The 24,493-nt window shown below is 44.1% G+C and carries 17 protein-coding genes; 6 read left to right on the top strand and 11 right to left on the bottom strand.

Features of this window, described 5'->3' with window-relative positions:
* Nucleotides 1–19: 19 nt before the first annotated feature.
* Entirely contained in the window at nucleotides 20–1,402 is a 1,383-nt protein-coding gene (locus RID53_RS01445; protein ID WP_446386423.1) for a cytochrome P450, read from the bottom strand.
* A gap of 135 nt (nucleotides 1,403–1,537) precedes the next feature.
* Nucleotides 1,538–2,041: a hypothetical protein gene (locus RID53_RS01440; protein WP_446386422.1), complete on the bottom strand. Its 504-nt coding sequence runs from the start codon at nucleotides 2,039–2,041 to the stop codon at nucleotides 1,538–1,540.
* A gap of 952 nt (nucleotides 2,042–2,993) precedes the next feature.
* Between RID53_RS01440 and map the strand changes: the two genes are divergently transcribed.
* A complete protein-coding gene (gene map, locus RID53_RS01435; RefSeq protein ID WP_446386421.1) occupies nucleotides 2,994–3,782 on the top strand; it encodes a type I methionyl aminopeptidase in 789 nt (262 codons plus the stop codon).
* A 172-nt stretch (nucleotides 3,783–3,954) separates the two neighbouring features.
* Here map and RID53_RS01430 read toward each other — a convergent pair whose 3' ends face one another.
* A complete protein-coding gene (locus RID53_RS01430; protein WP_446386420.1) occupies nucleotides 3,955–4,488 on the bottom strand; it encodes a YraN family protein in 534 nt (177 codons plus the stop codon).
* Between RID53_RS01430 and RID53_RS01425 the strand changes: the two genes are divergently transcribed.
* Both RID53_RS01425 and RID53_RS01420 read left to right on the top strand, forming a co-directional pair.
* Nucleotides 4,476–4,571, top strand: a complete 96-nt coding sequence (locus RID53_RS01425) for a hypothetical protein (RefSeq protein ID WP_446386419.1) — start codon at nucleotides 4,476–4,478, stop codon at nucleotides 4,569–4,571. The two genes, RID53_RS01430 and RID53_RS01425, sit on opposite strands and share 13 nt — an antisense overlap.
* A gap of 161 nt (nucleotides 4,572–4,732) precedes the next feature.
* Nucleotides 4,733–5,230, top strand: coding sequence for a pentapeptide repeat-containing protein (locus tag RID53_RS01420; RefSeq protein WP_446386418.1), 498 nt, complete (start codon nucleotides 4,733–4,735; stop codon nucleotides 5,228–5,230).
* Nucleotides 5,231–5,721: 491 nt separating this feature from the next.
* Here the strand turns inward: RID53_RS01420 and dnaG are convergent, their stop codons facing one another.
* Nucleotides 5,722–7,689: a DNA primase gene (gene dnaG / locus RID53_RS01415; protein WP_446386417.1), complete on the bottom strand. Its 1,968-nt coding sequence runs from the start codon at nucleotides 7,687–7,689 to the stop codon at nucleotides 5,722–5,724.
* A gap of 146 nt (nucleotides 7,690–7,835) precedes the next feature.
* Between dnaG and RID53_RS01410 the strand changes: the two genes are divergently transcribed.
* Both RID53_RS01410 and RID53_RS01405 read left to right on the top strand, forming a co-directional pair.
* On the top strand, nucleotides 7,836–8,414 hold the full coding sequence (locus RID53_RS01410) for a CAP domain-containing protein (RefSeq protein ID WP_446386416.1): 579 nt from the start codon (nucleotides 7,836–7,838) through the stop codon (nucleotides 8,412–8,414).
* Between the two features lie 765 nt (nucleotides 8,415–9,179).
* The gene (locus RID53_RS01405) at nucleotides 9,180–9,911 is read left to right on the top strand and encodes an HAD family hydrolase (protein ID WP_446386415.1); all 732 of its coding nucleotides are present in this window, start codon (nucleotides 9,180–9,182) and stop codon (nucleotides 9,909–9,911) included.
* Nucleotides 9,912–10,120: 209 nt separating this feature from the next.
* On the opposite strand, the gene RID53_RS01400 is transcribed toward RID53_RS01405, so the two are convergent.
* From RID53_RS01400 to RID53_RS01390, 3 genes are all read right to left on the bottom strand, one after another.
* Entirely contained in the window at nucleotides 10,121–10,816 is a 696-nt protein-coding gene (locus RID53_RS01400) for a potassium channel family protein (protein WP_446375911.1), read from the bottom strand.
* 61 nt (nucleotides 10,817–10,877) lie between these two features.
* Complete coding sequence (locus RID53_RS01395) at nucleotides 10,878–12,212, bottom strand: TrkH family potassium uptake protein (protein WP_446386414.1); 1,335 nt, start codon at nucleotides 12,210–12,212, stop codon at nucleotides 10,878–10,880.
* A gap of 405 nt (nucleotides 12,213–12,617) precedes the next feature.
* Nucleotides 12,618–14,534, bottom strand: a complete 1,917-nt coding sequence (locus RID53_RS01390; RefSeq protein WP_446386413.1) for a hypothetical protein — start codon at nucleotides 14,532–14,534, stop codon at nucleotides 12,618–12,620.
* A 313-nt stretch (nucleotides 14,535–14,847) separates the two neighbouring features.
* On the opposite strand from RID53_RS01390, the gene RID53_RS01385 reads away from it, so the two are divergent.
* The gene (locus RID53_RS01385) at nucleotides 14,848–18,186 is read left to right on the top strand and encodes an alpha-mannosidase (protein ID WP_446386412.1); all 3,339 of its coding nucleotides are present in this window, start codon (nucleotides 14,848–14,850) and stop codon (nucleotides 18,184–18,186) included.
* 34 nt (nucleotides 18,187–18,220) lie between these two features.
* Here the strand turns inward: RID53_RS01385 and RID53_RS01380 are convergent, their stop codons facing one another.
* Genes RID53_RS01380 through RID53_RS01365 form a run of 4 tightly spaced genes read right to left on the bottom strand, consistent with a single transcriptional unit; the run spans nucleotide 18,221 to nucleotide 24,314 of the window.
* Complete coding sequence (locus tag RID53_RS01380) at nucleotides 18,221–19,453, bottom strand: hypothetical protein (protein ID WP_446386411.1); 1,233 nt, start codon at nucleotides 19,451–19,453, stop codon at nucleotides 18,221–18,223.
* Nucleotides 19,450–20,985, bottom strand: a complete 1,536-nt coding sequence (locus RID53_RS01375) for an AAA family ATPase (protein WP_446386410.1) — start codon at nucleotides 20,983–20,985, stop codon at nucleotides 19,450–19,452. Before RID53_RS01375 ends, RID53_RS01380 begins: the two co-directional genes overlap by 4 nt.
* A 29-nt stretch (nucleotides 20,986–21,014) precedes the next feature.
* Nucleotides 21,015–23,030: an HsdM family class I SAM-dependent methyltransferase gene (locus RID53_RS01370; RefSeq protein ID WP_446386409.1), complete on the bottom strand. Its 2,016-nt coding sequence runs from the start codon at nucleotides 23,028–23,030 to the stop codon at nucleotides 21,015–21,017.
* A gap of 3 nt (nucleotides 23,031–23,033) precedes the next feature.
* On the bottom strand, nucleotides 23,034–24,314 hold the full coding sequence (locus tag RID53_RS01365; RefSeq protein ID WP_446386408.1) for a restriction endonuclease subunit S: 1,281 nt from the start codon (nucleotides 24,312–24,314) through the stop codon (nucleotides 23,034–23,036).
* Nucleotides 24,315–24,493: the final 179 nt, after the last annotated feature.

Raw genomic sequence — 24,493 nt, 5'->3', positions numbered from 1 at the left:
AGCCTTAATTCAGTGGCATTTATGCAAAACTCAAGGAAGCGTTCTTCTCATTTTGAGAAGCACGTTTACCCTTGAGGATCATTTTTACACCCCCTTTAGGTGCCAATACAACACCTCGACGTTGGGGTTTTACGGGTCGATTTTCCGCTAATTCCAATTCGTAGGATGACACAATTTTGGCTAACGCTAACTTGAGTTCAAACTGGGCTAACGCCTCACCCATACAACGACGGGTTCCACTACCAAAGGGGATAAATTCAGAGGAAGAAAACTGGCGTTCTAGAAATCGTTCTGGCTTAAAGGTTTTCGGTTGGGGATAGAGATCCTCACGCTGATGGGTAAGATAAAAACAACCCATAAGTATTGTCCCTGTATCTAACTGATGTCCGAATAACTCAATCGGTTCTTGTACTACCCTGGGAAAACTTAACATCGCAATGGAATGAATCCGTAGCGTTTCATTACACACAGCCGTCAAATAAGGGAGTCGGAAAATCCTTAGAGGATCAGGTGTATCGCCTAAGCTATTCAACTCCTGAATTAGTTTTTCTCGAACTTCAGGGTAACGATGAATCCAATACAATCCCCAAGCCATTGCCAGTGCTGTTGTATCATGACCCGCTAACAAAAATGTCAGCAATTCATCGCGCAACTCTTGATCCGTCATGCCTTGACCCGCTTCATCTCGAACCGATATGAGTAGGGAAAGGATATCCGTTCGATTTGGATCAGGGTTTTGACGACGTTCGCTAATTTCAGCATAAAGCAAATCATCCAGTTGCTTTCGCAAGTATAAAAAGTATCCCCAAGGACTCCATACCCCCCAATCTTTTTGCAGGGATGAAAAAAATAGCAAACTGGCAGTTAAGGGAGAATTCAGGAAATTGAGTAAACTCCGAGATTTTTGGATAATCTGTTCACAGCGTTCTCCGTCATAGAGTCCAAATACCACTTGTATAATTACCTTTATGGTGATCATTTGGGTAACATCAAGGGCTTTAAAGGGTTGATTCAGGGGAAGTTGATTGATCACTTGCTCTGTGAGTTGATCAATTAACGTTCCATAAACATGCATGCGATCGCCATGAAATGAAGGCATCAAAAGTTTTCGCTCTCGTTTGTGGCTTTCCCCGTCTAACAGAAGTAGAGAGTATTGACCGACTAAAGGTTGTATTAATGTATTCAAATGACCGGGAGCCGTTAACTTCTTTCTATCATTGATTAAAATTTGCTGTAAGGCTTGGGGATGGTAGACAAAAATAAAGGAGGCTTCCGAGCTAATCCGAGCCGTGAACAGGTCAGGATGACGCTGGGCAGCACTCTCCAGATAACCTACCGGATCAAAAACCCATCGTAGCTTTTGCCAGAAACCAGGAGTTTTTAACTCGTTAACGGATTTCATAATTAACGGACAGATTTTAAAAGATTATTTTAAACTATACCAGTTTTATGGGATTTAGAGAACCTTTTACCCTAAGAAGCACTAAGGGCGGCAAGTTGATTATCGCCCCTAGTAACCTAATGACTGTTCATTGAGTCAAACCCCTACGGATTTCCTCGTCTGGGGTTTCTGGTGAGTCGGTGACATTCGCGATCGACGAACTATACTAATTGTTTTTGGCAAAACTCCAACTAACTGAGCAATCACGTCATCAGAGAGTTCATCAATAAGCTGGGCGTCGAAATATTGATAGAGTAAACGTAATAAGATTCTGGCACGGTGTAGTGGCACATAAGTGGTCATGGCATGTTGGGTAAACAAGATCCAGCGCTGCCGTAATTGATACGCTTTCTGGCGTTCGTACCGTGATTCAGGATAGACTAACGAAAGCGAACCAATGGGAACAACTCGCGTACAATCCGCATCAAAAAGCCCACCAACGGCAGCACCAGAACCCGCTAGTTCTGCATGATGACGGTGCATTATGATTAATGCATTACCACGAGTACTATTCACCCTGAGGAGTTGTCCTGTCTGTAACTGACTCAGGATTTCAGTGGGTTGAATAATGGGTTTGCGGATTAGGGCTAGCTCTGTCATGGCACCTCAAAAAAACCGGGCTATTATCTCTGATGATTAGTGGTAGATAGTTAAGGAATAATATTTTGTTGAAATTGCGACGTTGTTAACCAGAGCAGACCTTGAACCTACTCGATTTTGCCTCCAAAGCGACAAATTACACTTTAGAAATTGATTGGCATTTAATCTTTATTCAACAGATATAGTAAGAGACTGTTGATGTTACTGAGCGGCTGTGGATTTAAACGACCTACCCAGATTTTAGTAAAGGGATACAAAGAACAGGCAATAGTTAATTTAAATGTGTCTTAGCCGAGCATTCCCCCACCCTACCAGATAAAATGACTTCAAAAACACTGTAACTTTATATTAGGATTAATGGGAAATTACGAGAACTCACTGATAGTAGTATTGAGAATAAAATTAACTTTTTCATAAAGCTAATTTGGCTTAGTTTGAGCGTTCTCCGACATTTACCCAGATTGTCATTTTGATTGATTTGAATGAGTATAACGACCTATTTATTATTTTAAGCCACACTTCACTAAAGAATTGGGAAATTTCTGAATTCTCATGTAAAGAGTTGATGAAGAAGGCAGAAGGGGAGCAATGTAGAGACGTGCCATGGCGCGTCTGGAAGCAGGGGAGCAATGTAGAGACGTAGCATGCTACGTCTGGGAGCAGGGGGAGCAGGGGAGACAAAATTTCTATAACCCATTAACCTATTGCATATTCCACACCGAGCGTGTTACCGAGCGCAGTTCGACCAGGCTCACTGACCATCGAGGTAAGCGATGCCCTGAGCCTGTCGAAGGGTTGAGGTGTTGCCTATTGCCTATTGCCGAGCGCGTAGCGCTATAACCAATAACGAAATTCAACAGCAGTGGGGAAGAGGCAAGAGTTCGCAGTAAAGTGAAGAAAGACTCACATAGATACACCCTCGTTGATTAGGGAAATAACCGCATAAATAGTCATGGCACCAGAAAGAATCGTTCTCCTATCGAGCCGAGAAATTGAGAAAATGCGTCAAGCTGGACGTTTAGCCGCCAAGCTCCTGGATCACCTTGAACCCATGATTCAGCCAGGAGTCAGTACCTTGGAACTCAATGATGAAGCCGAGCGCTGGACTCAGGAACATGGAGCCAAAAGCGCTCCCCTCGGTTATCATGACTTTCCTAAGTCAATTTGTACCAGTATTAATGAAGTCGTCTGTCACGGTATCCCCAATGCTAAACAAATTCTCAAGGATGGGGACATTATCAATATTGATGTAACCCCGATTGTGGATGGATTTCACGGGGATACGTCCCGAACCTTTTTTGTCGGTACACCTTCACCCACCGCCAAAAAACTGGTTGAAGTCACCTACGACTGTATGATGCGGGGAATCGCCGCCGTGAAACCGGGAAACCGCATTGGTGATATTGGGGCGGCTATTCAGGAATACGCCGAAGCTAATGGTTTTTCTGTGGTGCGGGATTTTGTCGGACACGGCGTTAATCGAATCTTTCATACGGCTCCCCAGGTGCCTCACTATGGTACTCGCGGTAAAGGAAAGCGTCTGCGTTCCGGGATGGTGTTCACCATTGAACCCATGATTAATGAAGGAACGTGGGAAGTGGAAATTATGGCGGATAAGTGGACAGCGCTGACAAAGGATCGTAAGCTTTCGGCTCAGTTTGAGCATACTATAGCAGTTACGTCAGATGGGGTAGAGATTCTAACCTTACCCGAACCGATGACAACGATGAAATCGGCGTGATGCATTGGGATGGGGGAGAATTTCCTACTTCCTAATCACCAATTACCTCTTCCTTAATTACCAGGTCAATTTAAGCTCAAACATCTTCAATCGCTTGATTTGACCCCTCCCTAACCCTCCCCTTGACAAGGGGAGGGAACTCGAACTTCGCTACAACAAAACCTGCCCTTCGTCAACAGAAAGCGGATTCGATATAGTTTTGTAGGATAAGCTCATATCCTCCAAGAATAAACGGTTCACCAAATTGAGGGGCTGAAGTCGGCAAAACATTCCTAGTATTAACAGGGCGTGGGTTTTTACAGATACGGTGATAGCGAACAAGGGCAACATCAAACCGACAAGGAAGATCACTTAAATCGGGATTTTCTGCTAAAAATAGTTCGGCTGTTCGCCAAATTTTGGCTTGCTTAGAGGATGTAATCGCCAATTGACCATCAGCATCCCAATTCCCTCGACTGCGAGTTTTCACCTCGACAAAGGCTAAGATAGGTGACTCCGCGTTTGCTGGCAAGGGGGTAGAGGGATGAAATTGGAAGTTTATATCCAGATTGGAGACAGGATTTTCCTTGACTTCTCCATCCCGATAGGCAATCAGGTCGATTTCTCCCCAGCGACAGTGCCATCGGTGATGTAAAATAGTCCAACCTTGGGCTTGTAACCAGGTGGCAACGAGTTGTTCTCCTAGTTGTCCTTTTGCATTTGTCATTTGTCATACTCGCTTTTATCGAGAAGCAAGCTACGTCATTTGTCATTTGTCATACTCACTCATCGAGAAACTGTCAATGGTAGGATGATTAAGTGCCAGGACATAAATTCTGTACCCTTTACTAAGAAATGTTAACAACCCTCAAACCCTTACTGTTGCCTGTTGCCTAATCTCAATCGTTAACTTTAATGAAAGTACGACTCCTTATATAATTGGTCAGAAACATCTACAGATTTTACAAATTATGTTCAGATTCATTTTAGTTGGGATAGCTAGCTTCTTAATTTTTATCGGTAGTCCTTTTACCCTAGCGATGCTTCACGCTGCCCCGGCTTTGGCTGTGGATTATAACAAAGAATATTTGGTTAATTCAGATTTTTCCGATCGCGTGCTGACTGATGCCAGTTTTAACCAGGCGGATTTGCGGGAAAGTAATTTTAGCCATGCGGATTTGCAGGGAGTTAGTTTTTTTGGGGCAAATCTGAAATTGGCGAATTTGGAAGGGGCAAATCTCAGTTACTCAACGTTAGACAAAGCGCGTTTGAATGGTGCTAATTTGAAGAATGCTGTGCTTGAAAGTGCCTACGCTTTCAATGCTCAGTTTGATGGCGCGATAATTGAAGGGGCTGATTTTACCGATGCTTTTCTTGATCCCAAAGCCGAAGAACAATTGTGTCAAATTGCTATCGGCAAAAACCCTACCACAGGTCGGCAAACTCGCGATACTTTGTTCTGTTTTTAACTGTTAAGACTAGAGCTTAGCATTATAGCACTACGCACTCTAGTTAGGACATATCAAGAAAAATTAAAATCGCTCAATCCCTTGTCAGGTAAGCGTTTTTATTTACTATTGCCTATTGCCTAAGCTGTTATGCATTTAAATTGGGAATGGGTAGCGAGCAAGATGCTCAATGTAGCGAGCAAGATGCTCGCACTACGGCAAGGATTTCGCCATTATTGACATTAAGGTTTAAATGCCGAACAGCTTATTGCCTATTGCCTATTGCCTATTGCCTGGCGCGTAGCACTATAAATTGGGCGCAAAGCTTTGCGCCCCTACGGATTCTGGGGGTAAGGTTAATTCATCCAATTCGGTGTTTGTGGCGATTGGAATCAGAAAAAATGTACCATTGCTCCCCCAGCTCCCCCAGCTTCCCCAGCTTCCCCAGCTTCCCCAGCTTCCCCTGCTCCCCCAGCTCCACCCACAACCACAACTTATTCAGCAAGCCCTAACTATATGGGGGCAAATTGATGGATGTCTAAGATATTAGTTTGACGGATTTTCTGTAACTCTTGCAAGCGTTTATAGGCTTCCCGAATTCCTTGAGAATAGTATTCCTTACGTTTTGGGTCAGTAGCGAAATTTAGCTTTTGCCATTGTTCTATACAATATCGCTTGTGTTTGTTCCACGTCACGACTTCTAAACAAGCAGCAGCGGTGCGAATGGCTAAGGGAGTGCGAGTAAGATCTTGACTACGCTTCTCATTTAAGTGGAATAAATGTTCCACCAGAACCATTTCCTCTGGAAACTGGATACTGCGGTCTTGTAACAGGGAAATTAGCTTTTCAGGATGCTGTAATAGGATAGATTGCGCGACAGATTGCACGTCTAAGATTTGCTGCCACAAAAATCGGTGAGGAGCAAGACTAAACAACAAATCCTTTGCCTCTAAAATGTCGATAATGGTCTGGCGATATTCGGGACGATGCAAATAAATTCGTAAGAGTAAGGCTTCCGCTTCTTCGAGTAGACTGTGTTCTTGACTAATGGATAAGTCAATCGAAATGGGTAAGTTTTGCTGCTTTAGATTAGACTTGTCATCTTTTTTGATTGGAGTGATGCGTAATTTATTCAGTTGCGTCTGTAACGCTTGGACGAGTCGAGGAATCATTTGGCTTTCTCCTAGACTCAGTTTTTCGGCACAGTAGTTGATGTAATAACTTTGTTGATTAACGTCCTCTAATTTGTACAGCAATTTGACGATTTTCTGAGCAACTTGTTTAAATTGGTGGGCTTGCTTGAGATCTTTTCCAATTATCAGTTGATCAATCTGCCAATGTAACCATAAGGGCGCGTTTTGGAGTAGCTGTTGGTATTGTTCTGTCCCATCGGGGGTATGGGTGAGGAATTCGTCGGCGTCTTTACCATCCGGGAGGTTAAGTATCCGCAGTTGGACTTGTCCTTTGTAGGCTAAGTCGGCAATTTCTCCGATCGCGCGTTCGGCGGCGGTGGTTCCGGCTTTGTCGGCGTCAAAGTTGAGGATGATTTGGTTGGATTCGGTGTAACGCAGCAGTAGGCGCATTTGATCCAGACTTAAGGCTGTCCCCAAGGAGGCGACGACGTTGTGAATCCCTACCCGATGCAACGCGATCGCATCGAAATAACCTTCCACAACTACGGCTTGATCCTGATCCGCGATCGCGTTGTAGGCTTTGTCTAAAGCAAATAAGGTTTTCCCTTTATTAAATAGCGGCGTTTCGGGAGAATTAAGATATTTAGGGAGTTCATCCCCCAATGCTCTCCCGCCAAACCCAATCACTCGCCCGTGACGATCATGAATCGGAATCATGATGCGATCGCGAAACCGATCATAATAGCCGTCTCCTGATTTGCGTGGCAAAATTAATCCCGCATCTTTAACCAGTTGTACGGGTTTGCCTTTTTGTTCCACCAGATAACGGTACAGGGTTTCCCACGTCGCCGGCGCATACCCTAACTGAAACTGTTGCAGGGTTTCCTCACCCAGATGTCGCTGAGATTGTAAATACTCTAGCGCCTGCTGTCCTTGGGGTTGTCGGAGTGCGTGCTGATAAAATGAGGCGGCGAGTGCCAAAATCTCATACAGTTGCTCCTGTAAGGATAGCTGACGCTGTAATTCCTGACGTTGTTCAGGTTCCAGGGTTTTCACTCGGATTTGATAGCGCCGAGCTAAATCGAGAACCACCTCACTGAAGGACTGTTTTCCCGCTTCCATGAGGAATTTAATCGCAGTTCCACCCGTACCACAGCCGAAGCAGTAGTACATTTGTTTGTTGGGACTGACGGTAAAACTGGGTGTCTTTTCGCCATGGAAGGGACACAAGCCCACATACTCTTTACCCCGCTTTCGCAGCACAACTTGCTCCGAGACGACATCCACAATGTCTACTCGTTCTTTGACTTGGGCGATGGTGTCTGGGTGCAGTCGCGGAATTTGCACGGCGTTGTTCCTGAGAAATTGGTAATGGGCGAGTACATATCAATGTTCTGGGCGACAGCAGGGATAGGGTAGCTTCCGTGAGCCGTTTTTCCAGAACCCAATACGTCTATTGTAATTATGTGATATCCCACACCCAAGGATCAATCATGAATTCAGCACAGATAATTATTCTCTCGCCATTGGAATTGAGAGTGATTGAGGAAACGAATAAAGTGCGAACTCAGCCCATGTCTTATATTCCGCTTTTAGATAACTGGAAACAGCGGTTTTCGGGGAACCAAGTCAAACTTTCTCAACAAGTGTTTTTACGTACCATTGAAGGTGTCAATGCGGTTGATGAGGCGATTGATTTTCTCCAATCCACTCGTCCCTTATCGCCGTTAAAACTATCGCTGGGGATGTCACAAGCAGCGAGGGATCATGTTCGTGATCAAGGAGAAACGGGAAACATTGGGCATATTGGTGGCGATCGCAGCACTCCTTTTATCCGTCTGAATCGGTATGGGCGTTGGCAGATCACGGCGGGTGAAAATATTACTTACGGCGTGGCGCGGGCGGATGACATTATCATGCAATTAATTATCGATGATGGGGTGCGCGATCGCGGTCATCGAAACAATATCTTTAATTCAGCCTTTCAAGTTGCAGGTGTAGCCTTTGGCTATCATATTCAGTATCAAAATATGTGTGTCATTACTTATGCTGGGGGGTACAAGACGGCATAAGGCAGAAGGGAGTAAGCAAGGCAACAGTAAAGGTTTGGGCGTCATGAGCAAAATCACCTAAAGGAACATCGAACGCCAAAGCCACTAAACTATTATTAGTAGGATTTGTGGGGTTTTTAACTTTATTAGGCACAGCAATTTTAACGCCGACATCCTCAATGTCTCCAGCCGTCCAAGTGAATCAAGAAACGCCTGCGACAGACTTAAACAGTTTCATGTTCTATTAAACATCTGGGAAGACTCTTTGCTTGGCTCAAGAGTCCTGGTTTGTAGGGGCGGGTTTAGGGATTTTCTTGTCACTATTGATGGTAACGTTTGTGCAAAACCCGCCCTGACTACAGCAGTTTGCTCTGCTATGCGGTACATTGTCAGATCCCCCTAAATCCCATAAGCAAAAAAAGCGAAGCATCCTCTGGCTTCCCCATGGAACAAAAAGCGAAGCATCCTTTGGCTTCCCCATGGAACAAAAAGCGAAGCATCCTTTGGCTTCCCCCTTTTGAAGGGGGACGGGAGGGGGATCGAAAAGGGGGACGGGAGGGGGATCTGAAGGGGGACTTTGATCTACCGTACTTTATTAAAGTGCAAAGCGCTGTAACTCCCCATGTTTTCCCAAGGGCGGGTTTAGTCACGTTATTGGTTTGTGGCAAAATGTTATCGGTAAAACCCGCCCCTACACCTGTACTCCCTGCACTCCTGTACGAATGATCAGCAACATGGGAAGATAATCTCTAATAGCTGATGCGCCGTGTTCTAGGAGTGTAACCCTTGGTAACTATTCGCTGTCGGGAGGTGACTTTCCCGAATATAGAAGCGATCATTTTTGATAAAGATGGAACGTTAGAAGACTCACAAGCCTTTTTGCGAGAATTAGCCTATAAGCGATCGCGCTTGATTGATGCTCAAATTCCTGGTGTGGGTGAACCCTTGCTGATGGCGTTTGGGATTCAGGATGATAGCCTTGATCCGACAGGATTGATGGCGGTGGGTAGCCGTCGAGAAAGTGAAATCGCAGCAGCGGCTTATATTGCGGAAACGGGGCGCGGTTGGTTAGAATCCCTAGAGATTGCCCGTAATGCCTTTGCGGAAGCGGAGCAATATCTCAAGGATGCAGCGGGAACTTCTCCGTTATTTGCAGGGAGTTTAGATGTCCTCAAATCCCTGTCTGAAGCGGGTTTAAAATTAGGAATTCTGTCGGCGGCTTCCACAGCAGGAGTGCAAGCCTTTGTCAAACGTCACCAGTTAGAGCCTTATATTCAATTACAACAAGGGGTTGATACAGACCTTAGTAAACCTGATCCAGCGTTATTTCTGCAAGCCTGTGAACGTTTGGGCGTTTCGGTGAGTGCAACGCTGATGGTGGGAGATTCAGCCGGAGACATGGCGATGGCAAGTCGTGCGGGTGCGGCGGGTTGTATTGGGATTAGCTGGGGAACATCGGTTAATTTCCCCGATGCAGATGTCGCGATCGCACAATTGGATGAAATTCAGGTGTTATGAATTATTAATGATGAAAGATAGGGGAATCGGGGCGGGTTTAGTTTGTTTAGTTGCGGTGTCAACCGCCCTGTTGAAAATGATACCTACACCGATCAGGGCGGGTTTAGTCACATCTGGGTGAAGGAAGAAAGGATAATAGTCAAACCCGCCCCTACATTGCCTCTCCTAGGTTCCCTGGTAACTGATAACTGATAACTGATAACTGTTCCTTAAATAGGCAAACGCTCAATATCTCGATTGGAACCAATCACCACCATGGCAAACCCTTTAAACAGGCGAGTTGTAGGGGCGGGATTAATCTCAAACTGATCATCTTGACCAACTGCCAACAAGTTTAAGCCATAACGATTCCGCAGTTGCAGTTCCATCACGGTTTTGCCATTAAAGTCTTCGGGAACTGATATCTCGACAATACTGTGATTCGGGTCTAACTCAAAGCGATCTAAAATAGACGGCTGAGTTAGCGATCGCGCCAAAGCACAACCCGCTTCATATTCCGGATAAACCACTCGATCCGCACCAACCCGTTCTAACAATTTACCATGAACTTCTGAAGACGCTTTAGCCACCACGTATGGGACACCAGCTTCCTTAATATTGAGCGTGGTAATAATACTTTCCTGTAAATAGTTGCCAATCGCAATAATCACCGTATCAAATTCAAAAATTCCCGCCTCTTTCAAAGCTTTGGGATCGGTGGAGTCGAGTTGAATCGCATGGGCGGCGATTTGATCGGTCAAGACTTGACTAACCAGTTTTTCATTAATATCTGTTCCTAAAACTTCATGTCCAAGATGGTGTAGGGATGAGCAAACGCCTCGACCAAAACGCCCTAAACCAATGACAGCAAATTGCTTATTTTCGCGATGCAGGTTCCGCCAGAATCCTATAGATGACCAACTCACACCCTTGTCCTTTCCTAAATTAAATATTATTGATCATAACCCTACACCCATTAGATTAGCATTATCCTACGAGTAGATTTTCTTCCGGATAACGAACATGGCTAGGACGCGGATCTCCCAGGAGGGTTGCCATAAATGCTATAATTCCTACCCGCCCGATAAACATGGTTGCCACTAAAATCAGTTTTCCCAACGCCGAGAGACTGGCGGTAATCCCCGTTGAAAGTCCAACTGTAGCGAAAGCGGATACAACTTCAAATAGGAGTTGGATAAATGGAATATGGGGATCGGTGATCGCGATTAAAATGGTCAAAAAAATGACAGTGGTGACGGAACCAACCAGAACCGCCGTGGCTTTTAAGATAAGGTTGAGCGGAACCTGACGTCTGTACAGATAAACTTCCTCTTTTCCTTGTAAAATCGCCTTCGTACAACTCGCCAACACCCGAAACGTTGTCGTTTTCATCCCGCCCCCGGTTCCGCCTGGACTGGCACCGATAAACATGAAGGCAATTGTCATAAATAAACCCGCTGCTGTCATTTGACTAATATCAATGGTGTTAAATCCTGCCGTTCTTGTCGTCACCGACTGAAACCATGCGCTTAAAAGCTTATCCCGGAAACTTAAATTCCCTAAAATATTCGGGTTATTTACTTCGACAAAGAAGAAGGCGATTGTTCCTAAAATTAATAGGAATAGCGTTGTACTGGTTACCACTTTAAAATTCAGAGAAAAGGTGAGTTTTTCCCGTTTATACTTGAAGATATCGCGTAACCAGAGATACAGTTCAAAAAGCACAGGTTGACCAATTCCACCCAAGACAATCAGTCCTGAAATAATCACAAGTAACCAAACAGAGGACTGATAGCCCATTAAACTATCGGAAAACAAACTAAATCCCGCATTATTCCAAGCGCTAATACTGTGAAAAATAGACAACCACAATCCTTTATCCCAGCCTTGATCGGGAACAAATACGAGCAATAACAGGAAAAACCCAGTTAATTCAAAAATTAATGCTGTGGCAATAATTGAGCGAATAACAAACGAACTTTTTTCTAAGCCTGGACGATCAAACGCTTGTTGAATTGCTATTTTATGGCGTAAGTTAAACTTCCGACGCACCAAGAGTAACATAAAGGTCGTGGTTGTCATATAGCCTAATCCCCCAAGCTGGAATAAGGCAAGGACAAAAAACTGACCGACACCCGAAAAATAACTGCCTGTATCGACTACAGCTAAACCTGTGACACAGACAGCCGAGGTTGCGGTAAATAAGGCAGTAATTGGATCAGTCCACGTTCCATCCTGAGTCGAGAACGGTAGAATTAACAGAAATGTGCCTACAGTAATCATGGCTAAGAATCCGAGGCAAATGGTGCGCGGGATAGTCATAAGTCGTCATTTGTCATTTGTCATTTGTCATTTGTCATTTGTCATTTGTCATTTGTCATTTGTCATTTGTCATTCGTCATTTGTCATTTGTCATTTGTCATTTGTCATTTGTCATTCGTCATTTGTCATTTGGTCGGGCGGGTTTTGCAGCTAAGCTAGGGATAAGCTGTTCGGCATTTAAACCTTAATATCAATAATGGCGCAATCCTTGTAGTGCGTTTAGCGAAGCCATGCCGCAGGCTTTGCATCTTGCTCGCTACTAATACCCAATTTAAATGCATGACAGCTTAACATTCAATATTAATCCCTAAACCCGCCCCTACACACAGACACTTCTTGCACCATATCTGGAACATGACTCGCCCATCACCCCATCTCCTCCACTACCTTCAACCTAACTTAATATCATGCATTGTCCTTGGTAAAAAATTGTCGCATCCATTGCCAAGCTTTAATCGTTACCTCCTCCAGCAAAAGCATACCCACATCCAACCATTCTAGGATTTCTTCTAAGGGGTGTTTAACATATCCTGTGGCAATTGCCTCCGTTTCAATCCAGTCGGGCGCAGGTTCGATATCATGGTTTTGGGAATAGGAAATGGGTTGTTCGGATGGTGAAGGTAAGGCAGAATGAAAAGATAACGGCAAAGATGAATAGGAGGGGAAAGGCTCAGGTAAACTTGTCGAACTTTGCTCTGATAAGGTCGCCGGAAATACCTTGACTACTGTTCCAGATTTTAAGTTATTTTCTAATGTAGAAAGTCCTGAAATTTTTAATGCTATTGGATATAACAGTGGAGGGAAAGACTTAACTATTTGCGTTTGGGTGTGAGTAACTTGGTTGTGGTTTTGATCGACGTTTTCGGTTAGGTTCAGGAGAGGAATCCAACGTAGTAATTTAGATTGAATACTCTGTCTAAAGTTAACAAATTTTTGTTGTGCCTTGGGGTGTTCTTGATCGCTTATCCGTAGGGTTTCAGCTTGTTTATAGAAACCAAAACGCTGGAGAATAGCACCAATAGCGTTGTTCCGGATAGTCATTTTTTTGACTGTAAATCCTGGGGAAAGTTGGGGTAACGTTGGGGTAACGTTTCCCTTCAAGCTAATAAAGTTAGTGACAGCAGAATTTGGTGTGAACGTGGGGTTTGGACACCCAAATAAATCATCCCAGGTTAACCATGGATCAGGTTCAGTTTTATACGTGAATTCTGCCCCAGGAAGGGTGACGAAACTTGTTGAATTAGCGAATCGTTGATTAATGTCCTCAGTAGGATTAACTGAGGTTGTGTCTTGGTGATGGAATGGGTGAGAACTACGCTGACCAAAAAAGTAGTCGATCGCGGCGTAAATTAATCCTACCAGCCAAAAGGAGTGAGATGCTGATGTCTGGGTTGGATCAGTGGATTGTCGAGGAGTGATGAACGAGGTTTTGAAGGTTTGCAGTAGAGTTTGGCTGCGGTGACGGAGTGCGATCGCAACGTGATTTGATGTCTGTAACGGGTGCGATTCCCATTGGGCAATGGTGTCATCGATCGCGGCTAATGTTCCCCCCGGTGCGAATTGTTGCAGCCAGGAATAGGCAAAGCTTTGGGGGATTTCGGTGGGAGATGCGATCGCAGGCATGGGTTCCTGATAGTCTGATAAGGTAGACTCACCGAAAAGATTAATCGCGATCGCAACCGGACTGGTTTGCACCCATGCCATGAGTTGCCAAAATAGTCTTAAGGGGAGAAACAGAGACGGTTTAGCCAAGTGACTGAGTTGGCGGTGTACCCAGGAAACCTTTAAATTATCAACTAAGCGCCACTGACGATAAAGGGTAGCCAGTTCCCAGCTTATTCTCGCCGCCAGTTTTTGCTGTTGTTCTGGGGTGAGGATATCCAGAATTTCATTAGCGACGGAAACCAGAACTAGGGTTCGGGTGGCGAGGAGACTGGCTACGCCTTGAATTTCTACCCGTGGGGATTGGGAAACCTGCGTAGGCAGGTTTTGTTTGTGTAGCTGCGGTTTCAACCGCCCAGTCGAATTAAGAACCCGTTGAATCGGCGTATCAACAGCAGGCGGTTGTTCTGGCGGTTGGGAGTGGGTCAAAGCTTTTAATCGAATCCATCCCGCTTTTGCCTCTGCCGAAAGCTGACGCCCAGCCGTGAGACTGGCTTGGACAACCATATAGATAGGATAGAGGAGAATTTGCGTTCCCCAAACAGCCGCGACTTTCAGATGTCGGATCGCCCGTTCACCGCGATCGATGAGTCGGCGAGAATGGTGATTGATAAGATTGAACAATCGGCTGCGGTAGCGACCTGGGGTAGAAGCAGACATGGTGATGCAAGCAGAAGCAGCGATGACTTACTTATTATTCCATACTCTATCGCTTTCTTCGCGAATGTTCGTAGTTGCGCTTTAGCGCCATAAACGTTGGCATCACCCACCATACACCCTTAATTTAGTCTAGCCGGGAAATAAATTTCCGCGTCAAAGCTAAAACCCGTTAAAACGGGTTCAATGTCTTTACTGTAGTAAACTAAAGCGTACTTAAACGCTTGCTTTCTTAGGTTTCCACCCCAGACGGATTAATGCGACAGATGTTTTCGTAATTCTGATTGTTAACTATTCATTTTTATCATTCATTACTATGTCTTCCTTACCCTCCCTTTCTGACTCTATTGCCAAACTCCGCGCCTTAACTCAGGTGAATGTGCAGACTAATTGGAAACTGTGGTCTGAAGATCTGCCTCTGGAGGAGATAAGTAACCATATTTTGGTAAACGGGTCAAGTGTTGAACTCAATGATAAAGGCTATATTATCTGGTCAGCCGGACGCCAAGTAATGTGGTTCGGGCAACAATTTATCATTCCTCATGATTTACAAGACTATCCTTTAGCCGGACTAACCTTACGACTAGCGCTAACCTGGTGGGCGGAAGATGCCAAAATTTTTGTGAATGGTGAGTTAGTCCAAGAAGGAGACTTATTTGATTCTTCAGCAAGAATCCTTTTAAGTTCAACCGTTAGTCCTGGAGAAATCATTACCTTAATGGTACGGTTAGTGAGTCCAGGTCATGATATTGGCGGGTTAATGCGGTCTTGCTGTATTTATGAATCAACAAATTCGATTGATCCGGGATTTGTGGCGGATGAATTAACCGTATTGCAGAAGTATTTAACCGCCTTTGCACCGGAACAATTAGAAACACTGGCTGCTGCTGTAGCTGAGATTAACTGGCAGAGGGTATCTGATGCCGATCAGTTTACGCGATCGCTAACTCAATTACGCCAAACTTTACTATCCCAAAACCTCACCCCTAACGCTACATTCCACTTACTCGGTCATGCCCATTTAGATATGGCTTGGTTATGGTCAACTCAGGCAACTTGGGATGTTGCCGTGCGAACGTTTGAATCAGTTCTCAGTTTACAGCAAGACTTTCCTAATTTAACCTATTGTCATACAACACCTGCCCTTTATGCCTGGATCGAACAGAATCGTCCCGACTTATTTAGCCGAATAAAACAGCAAGTCATCGCCGGAAAATGGGAAACAGTTGGTGGGATGTGGGTTGAACCAGAACTCAACTTAATTGACGGTGAATCCATTGTCCGCCAAATTCTTTATGGTCAGCATTATACCCAAGAAAAATTCGGTCAAATTAGTCAAGTTGCCTGGGTTACAGATAGTTTTGGCTTTACGTGGCAATTACCGCAACTCTTAAAACAAGGCGGAATCAACTATTTTGTCACCCAAAAACTGCATTGGAATGACACAACTGAATTCCCCTATCACCTCTTTTGGTGGCAATCACCGGATGGAACTCAAATTCTCAGTTTAATGTCACCACCCAATATTACTGGAGTCATGGACACGAATCCAATTACCATGACCAATTATGGGATTAAGTGGCAAACCCAAACCAAAATTAAGGATATATTTTGGTTACCTGGTGTAGGCGATCATGGCGGTGGTCCCACTCGCGATATGCTAGAAGTCGCCCAGCGTTGGCAACAGTCTCCCTTTTTTCCAAAAATAGAATTTACCACCGCGTTGAAATATTTGCAGAATCTTGAGAATCAATTAGAAGAGAGAGGCGATAGGGGAGATAGGGAAGATAGAGGAGATGAGGGCGGGTTTAGTCACATCAGGGGGACAAAAAACAATAATAGTGAAACCCGCCCCTACAACTATTCAATTCCTAATCCAATTTGGAATAACGAACTCTATCTAGAACTCCATCGCGGCTGTTATACCACCCACGCTGACCAAAAACGCTGGAATCGTCGCTGTGAAGGATTACTGTATCAAGCCGAACTCTTTGCCTCCCTCGCCACCCTAATCACCCAAAAAAACTATCCTCAAACTCAACTAGAAACCGCATGGAAAAACGTCCTCTTTAATCAATTCCACGACATCTTACCCGGAACCTCAATTCCCGAAGTCTTCATTGAAGCCAACCAAAAATGGCAACAAACCGAGACAATAACCCAAACCATTATCGCCGAATCCCTAAACGCGATCGCGTCCCAAATCACCCTCCCCTCACCCCCTCACCCCAACGCCCAACCCCTAATCATTTTCAACCCCCTCAACTGGCAACGTTCAGAACTCATTCCCCTCTCCCTCTGCGTTAGCGATAGCGGCGCGTTCGCGCTACCTCTGCGCTTCCCTCTGCGAACCTCTGCGTTGAAAAAACAAATCCAAATCACCAACAATCAATCCGGGCAACTATACGATAGTAACGGCGAAAAAATCCCCAGCCAAATCGGGTTCCATACAAACGAAGCAAAGAATCAAACCCATCTGCTATTTCTGGCAAAAGATATCCCCGCGATCGGCTATAAAATAGTCTGGCTTTGTCCCACAGACACTCCCCCAGAAAACGACAACCCCAATCCCCAACCCAACAACGAATTTATCCTCGAAAATGACTACCTGAAAGTTATCGTCAATCCCAATACAGGCGACTTAAGCAGCATTTTTGATAAACAAAACCAACGAGAAATATTAAGCGGTGCCGGGAATCAACTGCAAGCCTTTGAAGACAAAGGACAATATTGGGACGCCTGGAATATTGACCCCAATTACCATCAACATCCCTTACCACCAACCCAACTACAATCCATTCAATGGCTAGAACGCGGAAACCTGCGATCGCGTCTCCAAGTCATTCGTCAATTAGGACAATCCCAGTTTTGCCAAGACTACATCCTGACATCAGATTCACCCCTACTTAAAATAGCCACAACCGTAGATTGGCAGGAACGCCAGGTATTAGTCAAAGCCGCATTCCCCTTAAACCTAGAAGCCGACTACGCCACCTATGAAATTCCCTGCGGCGCAATTCAACGCCCGACAAAACCCCAAACCCCCGCCGAACAAGCCAAATGGGAAGTTCCAGCATTGCGTTGGGCAGATTTGGCTGATGAAACTTATGGCGTGAGTCTCCTGAATGATTGTAAATACGGCTATGACGCCCAACCCTCTCAACTCCGATTAACCCTACTCAAAAGCCCAATGTGGCCCCATCCCGACGCCGATCGCGGAATTCACCACTTCACTTACGCCCTTTATCCTCATGCAGGAACTTGGCAAGCCGCGAAAACGGTTCAGCGAGGGTATGAGTTAAATTTCCCCCTGCAAGTTGTCCGGCTGGAAGACAGGGCGAATCAGGGTATTAACTCCTTGCCCCCCAGGGGTTCCTTGCTAGAGTTATCAGCGGAAAATTTAGTAGTGATTGCGTTCAAGCGATCGCAAGATAATCCCCACCGTTGGATTCTGCGGTGTTATGAATCTCAGGGAGAGGAAGCGGAAGTTTCATTCAATAGTGATTTAGGTTTGGCGATAGAAGGTTCTGTGGATTTGTTAGAACGTCCTGTGGATCAGTCTCCAGAATCACCGACACTGCAAGCCTTGAGGATAGCGCCTTGGCAGATTCGGAGTTACGCGATCATTGAGAAACCATTGATCGAGAAAACATAAATTGCTTGTCGGGTGGGTTATAAAGAATACAAATCTACCCTTCTTCTGCTACTATTGTCCTTAAATTTCGGGCTTGCTCAAGGTGTGGTTCTTTAATGTAAGCCGGGTGTTGTATGTTATCCTGGCGTATCCAATCAGCTATTTCCTCAAGTAAGGGAAAATTTTTGACCTCTATCTGCTGAGAACTACTGATAGCTGGTTTTAATTCTCTCTCAATTAAAGTGGCAAGCCACCAAGACATGGGAAATGCAAAGGGTATTTTACCTTGGTTTTCACACAAGCTTTGTAGCAGTTCTGTAAGTCCACGGTCTACGTCAAAAATGTTAAGTGATTCTCTTTGTCCTTTGGCTGCTTTCATAAATTGTTTAATTTGACTGAAAAGCTGGTTTTCAATTGTTTTCACTATTTCCAACCATCTATCTGGAATTTGGTAGGCATTACAGTATGCGTCGATACAGTCACGGAGATTTTCTCCTTTACGCGGCTTAAATTCCATCAAGCTTATAGACCTATAGCCTTTTTCTAGTTCAAGCTTTAAATAAGTTAAGTCTCCAAGTCCACAATTTTTGTATATCAAAAATATATCTTCTAATTTACGTCGATTTTTTGAGTTTTTCTGAAGTACGTCATGATTTCCCTTAACCATTAACGAATTACACTCACTACAGATAGGAATTAAGTTAAAAGGATGACAAGAAAGGTGGGGATAGAGGCTAATGGGAAGATAGTGATCAACTTGACTACGAGTAGCTGAAAAGTCACAAGCAGGGCAAACTTCAAGTTGATTATTAGTCTTAAAAAAATTAGATTTAAGGTTATTTTTATTAAATTGGGTTGCTCCTCTTTCTGAAAAAAAGTAATCAGGTAATTCTTTACCCAGATATTCATAGAACAGGCAAAGAAACTCAGCGCCTGCTTGCTGCCAATCTGGGGCGGCTTTTTTTCTATATGGTGTCATATAACCGACTGGGTTAGTCAGAAATGCCAGCGCTTCTCGAAACAAACATCTGCTCCATTCAAGTTTTTCTGGACGTGAACCTTGAGAAAAATTCTCTAAAAGTTTGCGCCTTTTTGGACCTCGCCAAAGCCAATCAGCAATTTGTTTATGTCGTCCTCGAAACCTTTTATATCCTTTCAGGTAACGCTCACAGGTTTGCCGACTTAGAGTCTCCGTAGAAGCAGCGTATCTTAGTAAACGCATTTGTAGGTAAACTACATCCGTCAGTCGCTTAAGCGTGAGTTCAGGTAACTCTACTTGATAAATCATTCCTTTTCCATTGTTTGCAATTCGCGACGAATTAGATAGCTCCAATATCCTTGAGCAACGACATTATTCAGCAATTCTTCGAGTACCTCTCGTCGTTCATGGGGACTTCGATTTAATGAGTTTTCTAACTCTTGCTCAATACGGTGCACACTGGATGCTCCAGCAGGATGTGGCGCACCAAACACATGCACCATGATATCGCTAGGATCAGCTCCGAAGGTTCGCAATGTTGGATTAAATGAACTCTGAGTGTAGTTGCCATTCCGATCTAAGACGACAATATCTTCTTTGGGAACATCAGTTAATGTGATACTGGAGTGAGTCGTAATTAAAACATGGCTATGGCGATCTTTGAGCTTAGCGTCTAAGAGTTGCACAATTTGGCGTTTCCAGAAATCATTAAAGTGAACTTCTGGTTCATCTAGAATAATCAAAGCTTCGGTAGTACCTAACAAAGTAAATAGACTCATCCGACCTAAAAAACTACGTTCCCCGTCACTGAGCCACTCAAACAGGTGTAAGGGGGGAACGTCTAGATGGGTTTCGGGATGCGGGGAATTTGTCCGTTCTAAAAAGATGTTGACTTCTCTCAAGACGGATTGTCCATTTTCATCCACATTAGCGAGTAAGGAGAGTTTTTTGAACAACTCCAAACCACTAGAGAAGCTGTTAAAAATCTCTTTAGCAATGGAATGCCCAGTGCTAGTTAAGTCAAACACCAATAAGTAATCATTTCCTTGATGCAGACACAAAGATGCTATCCGGGCTAAACTCTTGACATCATCCCAGTCACCTAAATAAGCGGGATCATGAGTTTTCCGGAATTTCAGGGAAAAGCCGGATATGGGTTTTATATATACTTCTTGAAAAACGTCCTTTAAACCTGACTGATCAGAATTTTCTGCTAAATCGACTAATAGACTACAAAGGGTGAGTAAAGGAAGCTGATGGTTTTTGATAAACAAACAGCGACTACCTTCGCTTGTATTTCGTCCCTCCGTGATTTCCAAGTTGGTTCGCTTTCCGGGTAACTCTCGAATTGCTCGTTCGAGTTGAGACAAGTCTTGTAATTCAGCTAAATTGCCACTGTCAAAACTTTTTTGGTCTCCACCCAAATCCCATTCTCCTTCGCTACCTGTTGTAAAGGCAACGACGAGTTCCGGTAAGATATCACGACTTATCGCAATAGGTTGGTTATTTTCCAAAGCTGAGGGAACTGGGGTGAAAATCATTTCTTCGGTTTCCGGATCTTCGTGGCGATTAGAAATTTTAATCGTGCGCTTTTGGTTATCCGTTCCCAGTTCATATTCCAGTTCAAAGGGATATTCAATGTAAGGATTTCCCTCTAATTGCTGCATTAAGTTCCATAATATCTTCAGCACCGTTGATTTGCCTGTGCCGTTGACACCAACGAGAAAGTCAAGGCTATAGTTGCGAGTAAAAGTTAGGCGGCGTTCAGTCGGTGGACAAAAGCGAATCTCTAGGTCACGTAAGACCCGATAATCTCCTAGGTAGAGTCGTTTCAATTTCATATACTCTCCCCCTCTAATTCTGATTCGCTTCAGTCGAACTGCCACAAGTCTCGCTCTGTAACACGACGATAGCACTGAATTGACTCATCGGTGCTAGGAGTTGTAATCGTCACTGGTACAATTACTCCCAGGCGTTCCAGGAGATCGACAGTTGAACGAGTCATTTCTGATATCTCGCTGTCATCCTCTTGGAGCAACTCCTCTAAGGTAAAGTGTACTGCGGTTTGTGGGTTATCTTGATCACGGCTATCAATTTTTTCTATTTTTGCCTGAATTCGCTCCCAAATGGTCTTCTGTTCTGGATTCAGTTTTTCGAGAATTCCCAGGGATGCTATATTTGCCAAGGGAGAAGGAAGTTGTTGATTGGCGATCGCAGGGAGTTCCAGACGACCAAATAGGCTCTCAATGTGCCCAGACAGCTTTCTCTGGTTTTGGTAAATTTGGCTAAGGAGTTCAGCCGGAGAATCAGTCGAACGCGGTTCCTCCTGCTTTTCAACATAACGTTCTGGGCGTAAATCGTAGGTTGGCGCTTGAATCGTGTCCCATTGCACCGCTACACCGAGGAGTCTGACTCTATTGCTTCCTACAGCTTGGCTTTCGGGTAAAACTGAGATTGCTGCTGCTTTTACGGGTTGAGAGAATAGGCGTTTACCCGGATCAGGGTCTTTCTGTTTAAGTTTATATAGGTCTTGAATTAGCTGCTGTGGATTTTCAACCTGTGAGGGTTCGCTACCATCCAAAGGGATGCGATCGCAGATGCGCTGTTCACCTAGGGGTGCAGTCTCAGTTAACAGGAATGCAGAGGTGGTTTCATTCGGTTGTGGATAAAACGTGACCGAGGTCAATTCTGTCGAGGTCGCTTGGCAAACAAAGCCCAGTAGCGAAGTACCTTCAGCTATTCTGCTGATGGCTATTCGAGGATTGTGTTGGGGAAATAAAAGAGGGGGATTCGGATTGGTGAGAACTCTGGTGACAAAGGGTAAGTCACTTGCTGATTCATTGGGGTCTTGAGTTAAGTCACGACCTCGACCACTAGGGTAGCCGTCCTGTTCAAGCTGCCAAAACCAGATTGGATTCTCTGCATTTTTTGAGGGTTGAGCGGAATTATCGGGTTTACTCACAAGCAGCAGGTGAGTTTGTAACGGACTGTAGGGTTGTAAAGCGTCTTTGGGTAAGGAGATGACCGCTTCAAGTTTATAGTCAACGACTAGCTGCCTTCGTAATTCTCTCTCACCTGTATTGTTGCTAAATAGCAAACCTGAAGGAACTAAGATAGCTGCTTTTCCTCCCTCAGATAGTTTTTTGAGAGCTAGTGTAGTCAGGGCTGTTTCGCTTCGGCTACCCACCCTCTGCCCAAGGGTGCTTTCTGCTAACTTGTTATCAATCTTTTCGCCGAAGGGCGGGTTTATTAAAATGCGGTCAAACTTATTATCAGTAAAAACTTTTGCTAAATTCTTACTATCAAGAGCGTTTCCATTGAGCAAGCGTGGGACAAAGCCGTGCAATCTGGTATTAGCCCATGCGAGTCGTTTCCATTCAGGAGAAATATCAATGCCCACTCTTAGTGGGGAGGTAACAGTTATCCCTTGAGCGACTAAAAAACCACCACTGCCACAGGCAATATCTACCATACTATGACTGGGTTTAACCTGGGCAATACGCTGTAGAAAAGTAGTTATGTGCCTGGGAGTCGGATAGCGTCCCCCTGGAAGTATGGAAGGTAAGCGAAAGAGAACGTAACGGTCAAATAGGGTTGCGATGTCTCCTGCTTGTTCTGCTGCTTCACGCAAATACTGCTTGATAGTTTCTATATCTATATTTAAGTCACTAGGTGGTCTTTTAGGTATTGCTTTCTCTGATGGAAATTTTTCTGGATCATGGGGGACAAGACTCTGGGCTTTTGAGTCGCTGGATGAAGCTACAATTGAATTGCTTTCTTCTAAGAGAAATCTGGCAATATATTCAATGACGCTTAAATCATCGGTAATTCCAGCTTTTTGGAATTCCGACCAAACCTGATTAAGCTTTTCGCTGGCGCTCGTCATAATCTATAGCTGCCCCTGAAATGCTTTCTCTAGAATTGCCTGTTCTAATCGTTCAAGTAGTTTTGCATCTTGTTGCATTGTTTTCAACATTTGGTTAACTTCAGATTGAATAGAGTCTAAATAATGAGCTAATTGACGTTGTTCATCTAAAGAAATTACCGGAAATGGAATATTACATACATGACCTTGGTTAATTTTTTTCATTGTCGGACTGGCTCCAGAAGCACGAGATTGAATAAAATGACGTACTTCTTTACTCTGAAGCCAATAAACTAGAAAACGGCTATCAGCTTTTGATTGATCCACTCTAATCCGCATCATCAAATCTGGATAAATACAGGGAAAAGGAGTTCCTGAATAAATAGCCGCATGACCTACAAGTTCGAATGTATTACTTCGAGATATCAAAACATCTCCTGGTTTAAGCCAGTAATGTGCATTCGGATCAGTGGGTAGGCTTGTTCGCTTAAATTCATCGGGCTTATACTGAAACTTTAAGACTGCTCCCAGCTTAAGTACAGGAGTTCCATTGGGGTTATTATCACATTTTGGCGACCATCCGTTTCTGGGAGGTGATTCAATAACATCCATCAGTGGTTGTCTAGCTGACTGCAAAATTTCAAAAATTTCCTCCAATTTCATGTCAATAAATCGGCTAGTATCCCGATGCATTTTGTCCAGAATCTGGTGATCGCCTTTCAATTCACCGAGTAAGGATTCGACGCGGGCTACAATGCGATTCTGAATATCAAGAGAGAGAACAATATCTTTAGGAAATGGAATTGGTATATAAGTCTCTTTAATTAATCTTTGGCTTATATTGGGCTGAACTGCACCAAAACTACGATTGATCAGTTGCTGCCGAATGGATTTAAAGTAATAAAACAAGAACCAATTGTTGAGCAATGGTAAACCAAACTGTTTTTTGGGGAAAACAGCACAAATGGCTTGATTGGTAGCAGCTTTTACACCTAAAACTCCTAACTTACCAGCCGTAGCACCATACATAGCTATCAAAAGAGTACCTCTTGGAAAAACTTTGGCATTTGAATCCTTTATAGCTCCCAAAGTTATTTTTTCTTGGCTTTCAAATATTTCTGCATCTTGTAATTCACCTGATTTAAACCAATTAATATTTCCTTGAAAGTATTCTAATTGGTTTCTTCTAGGTGTACCTCCGCTTGTTGTATCAGCTATTTCCGATAATTTTTTCCATTGCCAGCCCTCTGGCAAATTGCATAATTCATGAATTTTATCATTTTTCTCTTGGTTGATACTAATCATTAAAATTAAACCTATTATGTCACTGTTCTAACCTAATCTGAAATTCACGTACTTACCTGGTCTCCTCGCGGTAATGGCGTTGCTGTCTCTGATTCTAAGCTTCAGACAAACCTATTATTTTACCAAAGCAGCTCGTCTTTTTGTATCTATATCTTTTCTGAAGACAGGAAAACCACGAA

This window comes from Coleofasciculus sp. B1-GNL1-01, from assembly GCF_040220235.1.
Taxonomy (GTDB): domain Bacteria; phylum Cyanobacteriota; class Cyanobacteriia; order Cyanobacteriales; family Coleofasciculaceae; genus Coleofasciculus.
Note: the sequence above shows the minus strand (reverse complement) of the source record. Positions and strands in the feature narration are given on the sequence as shown.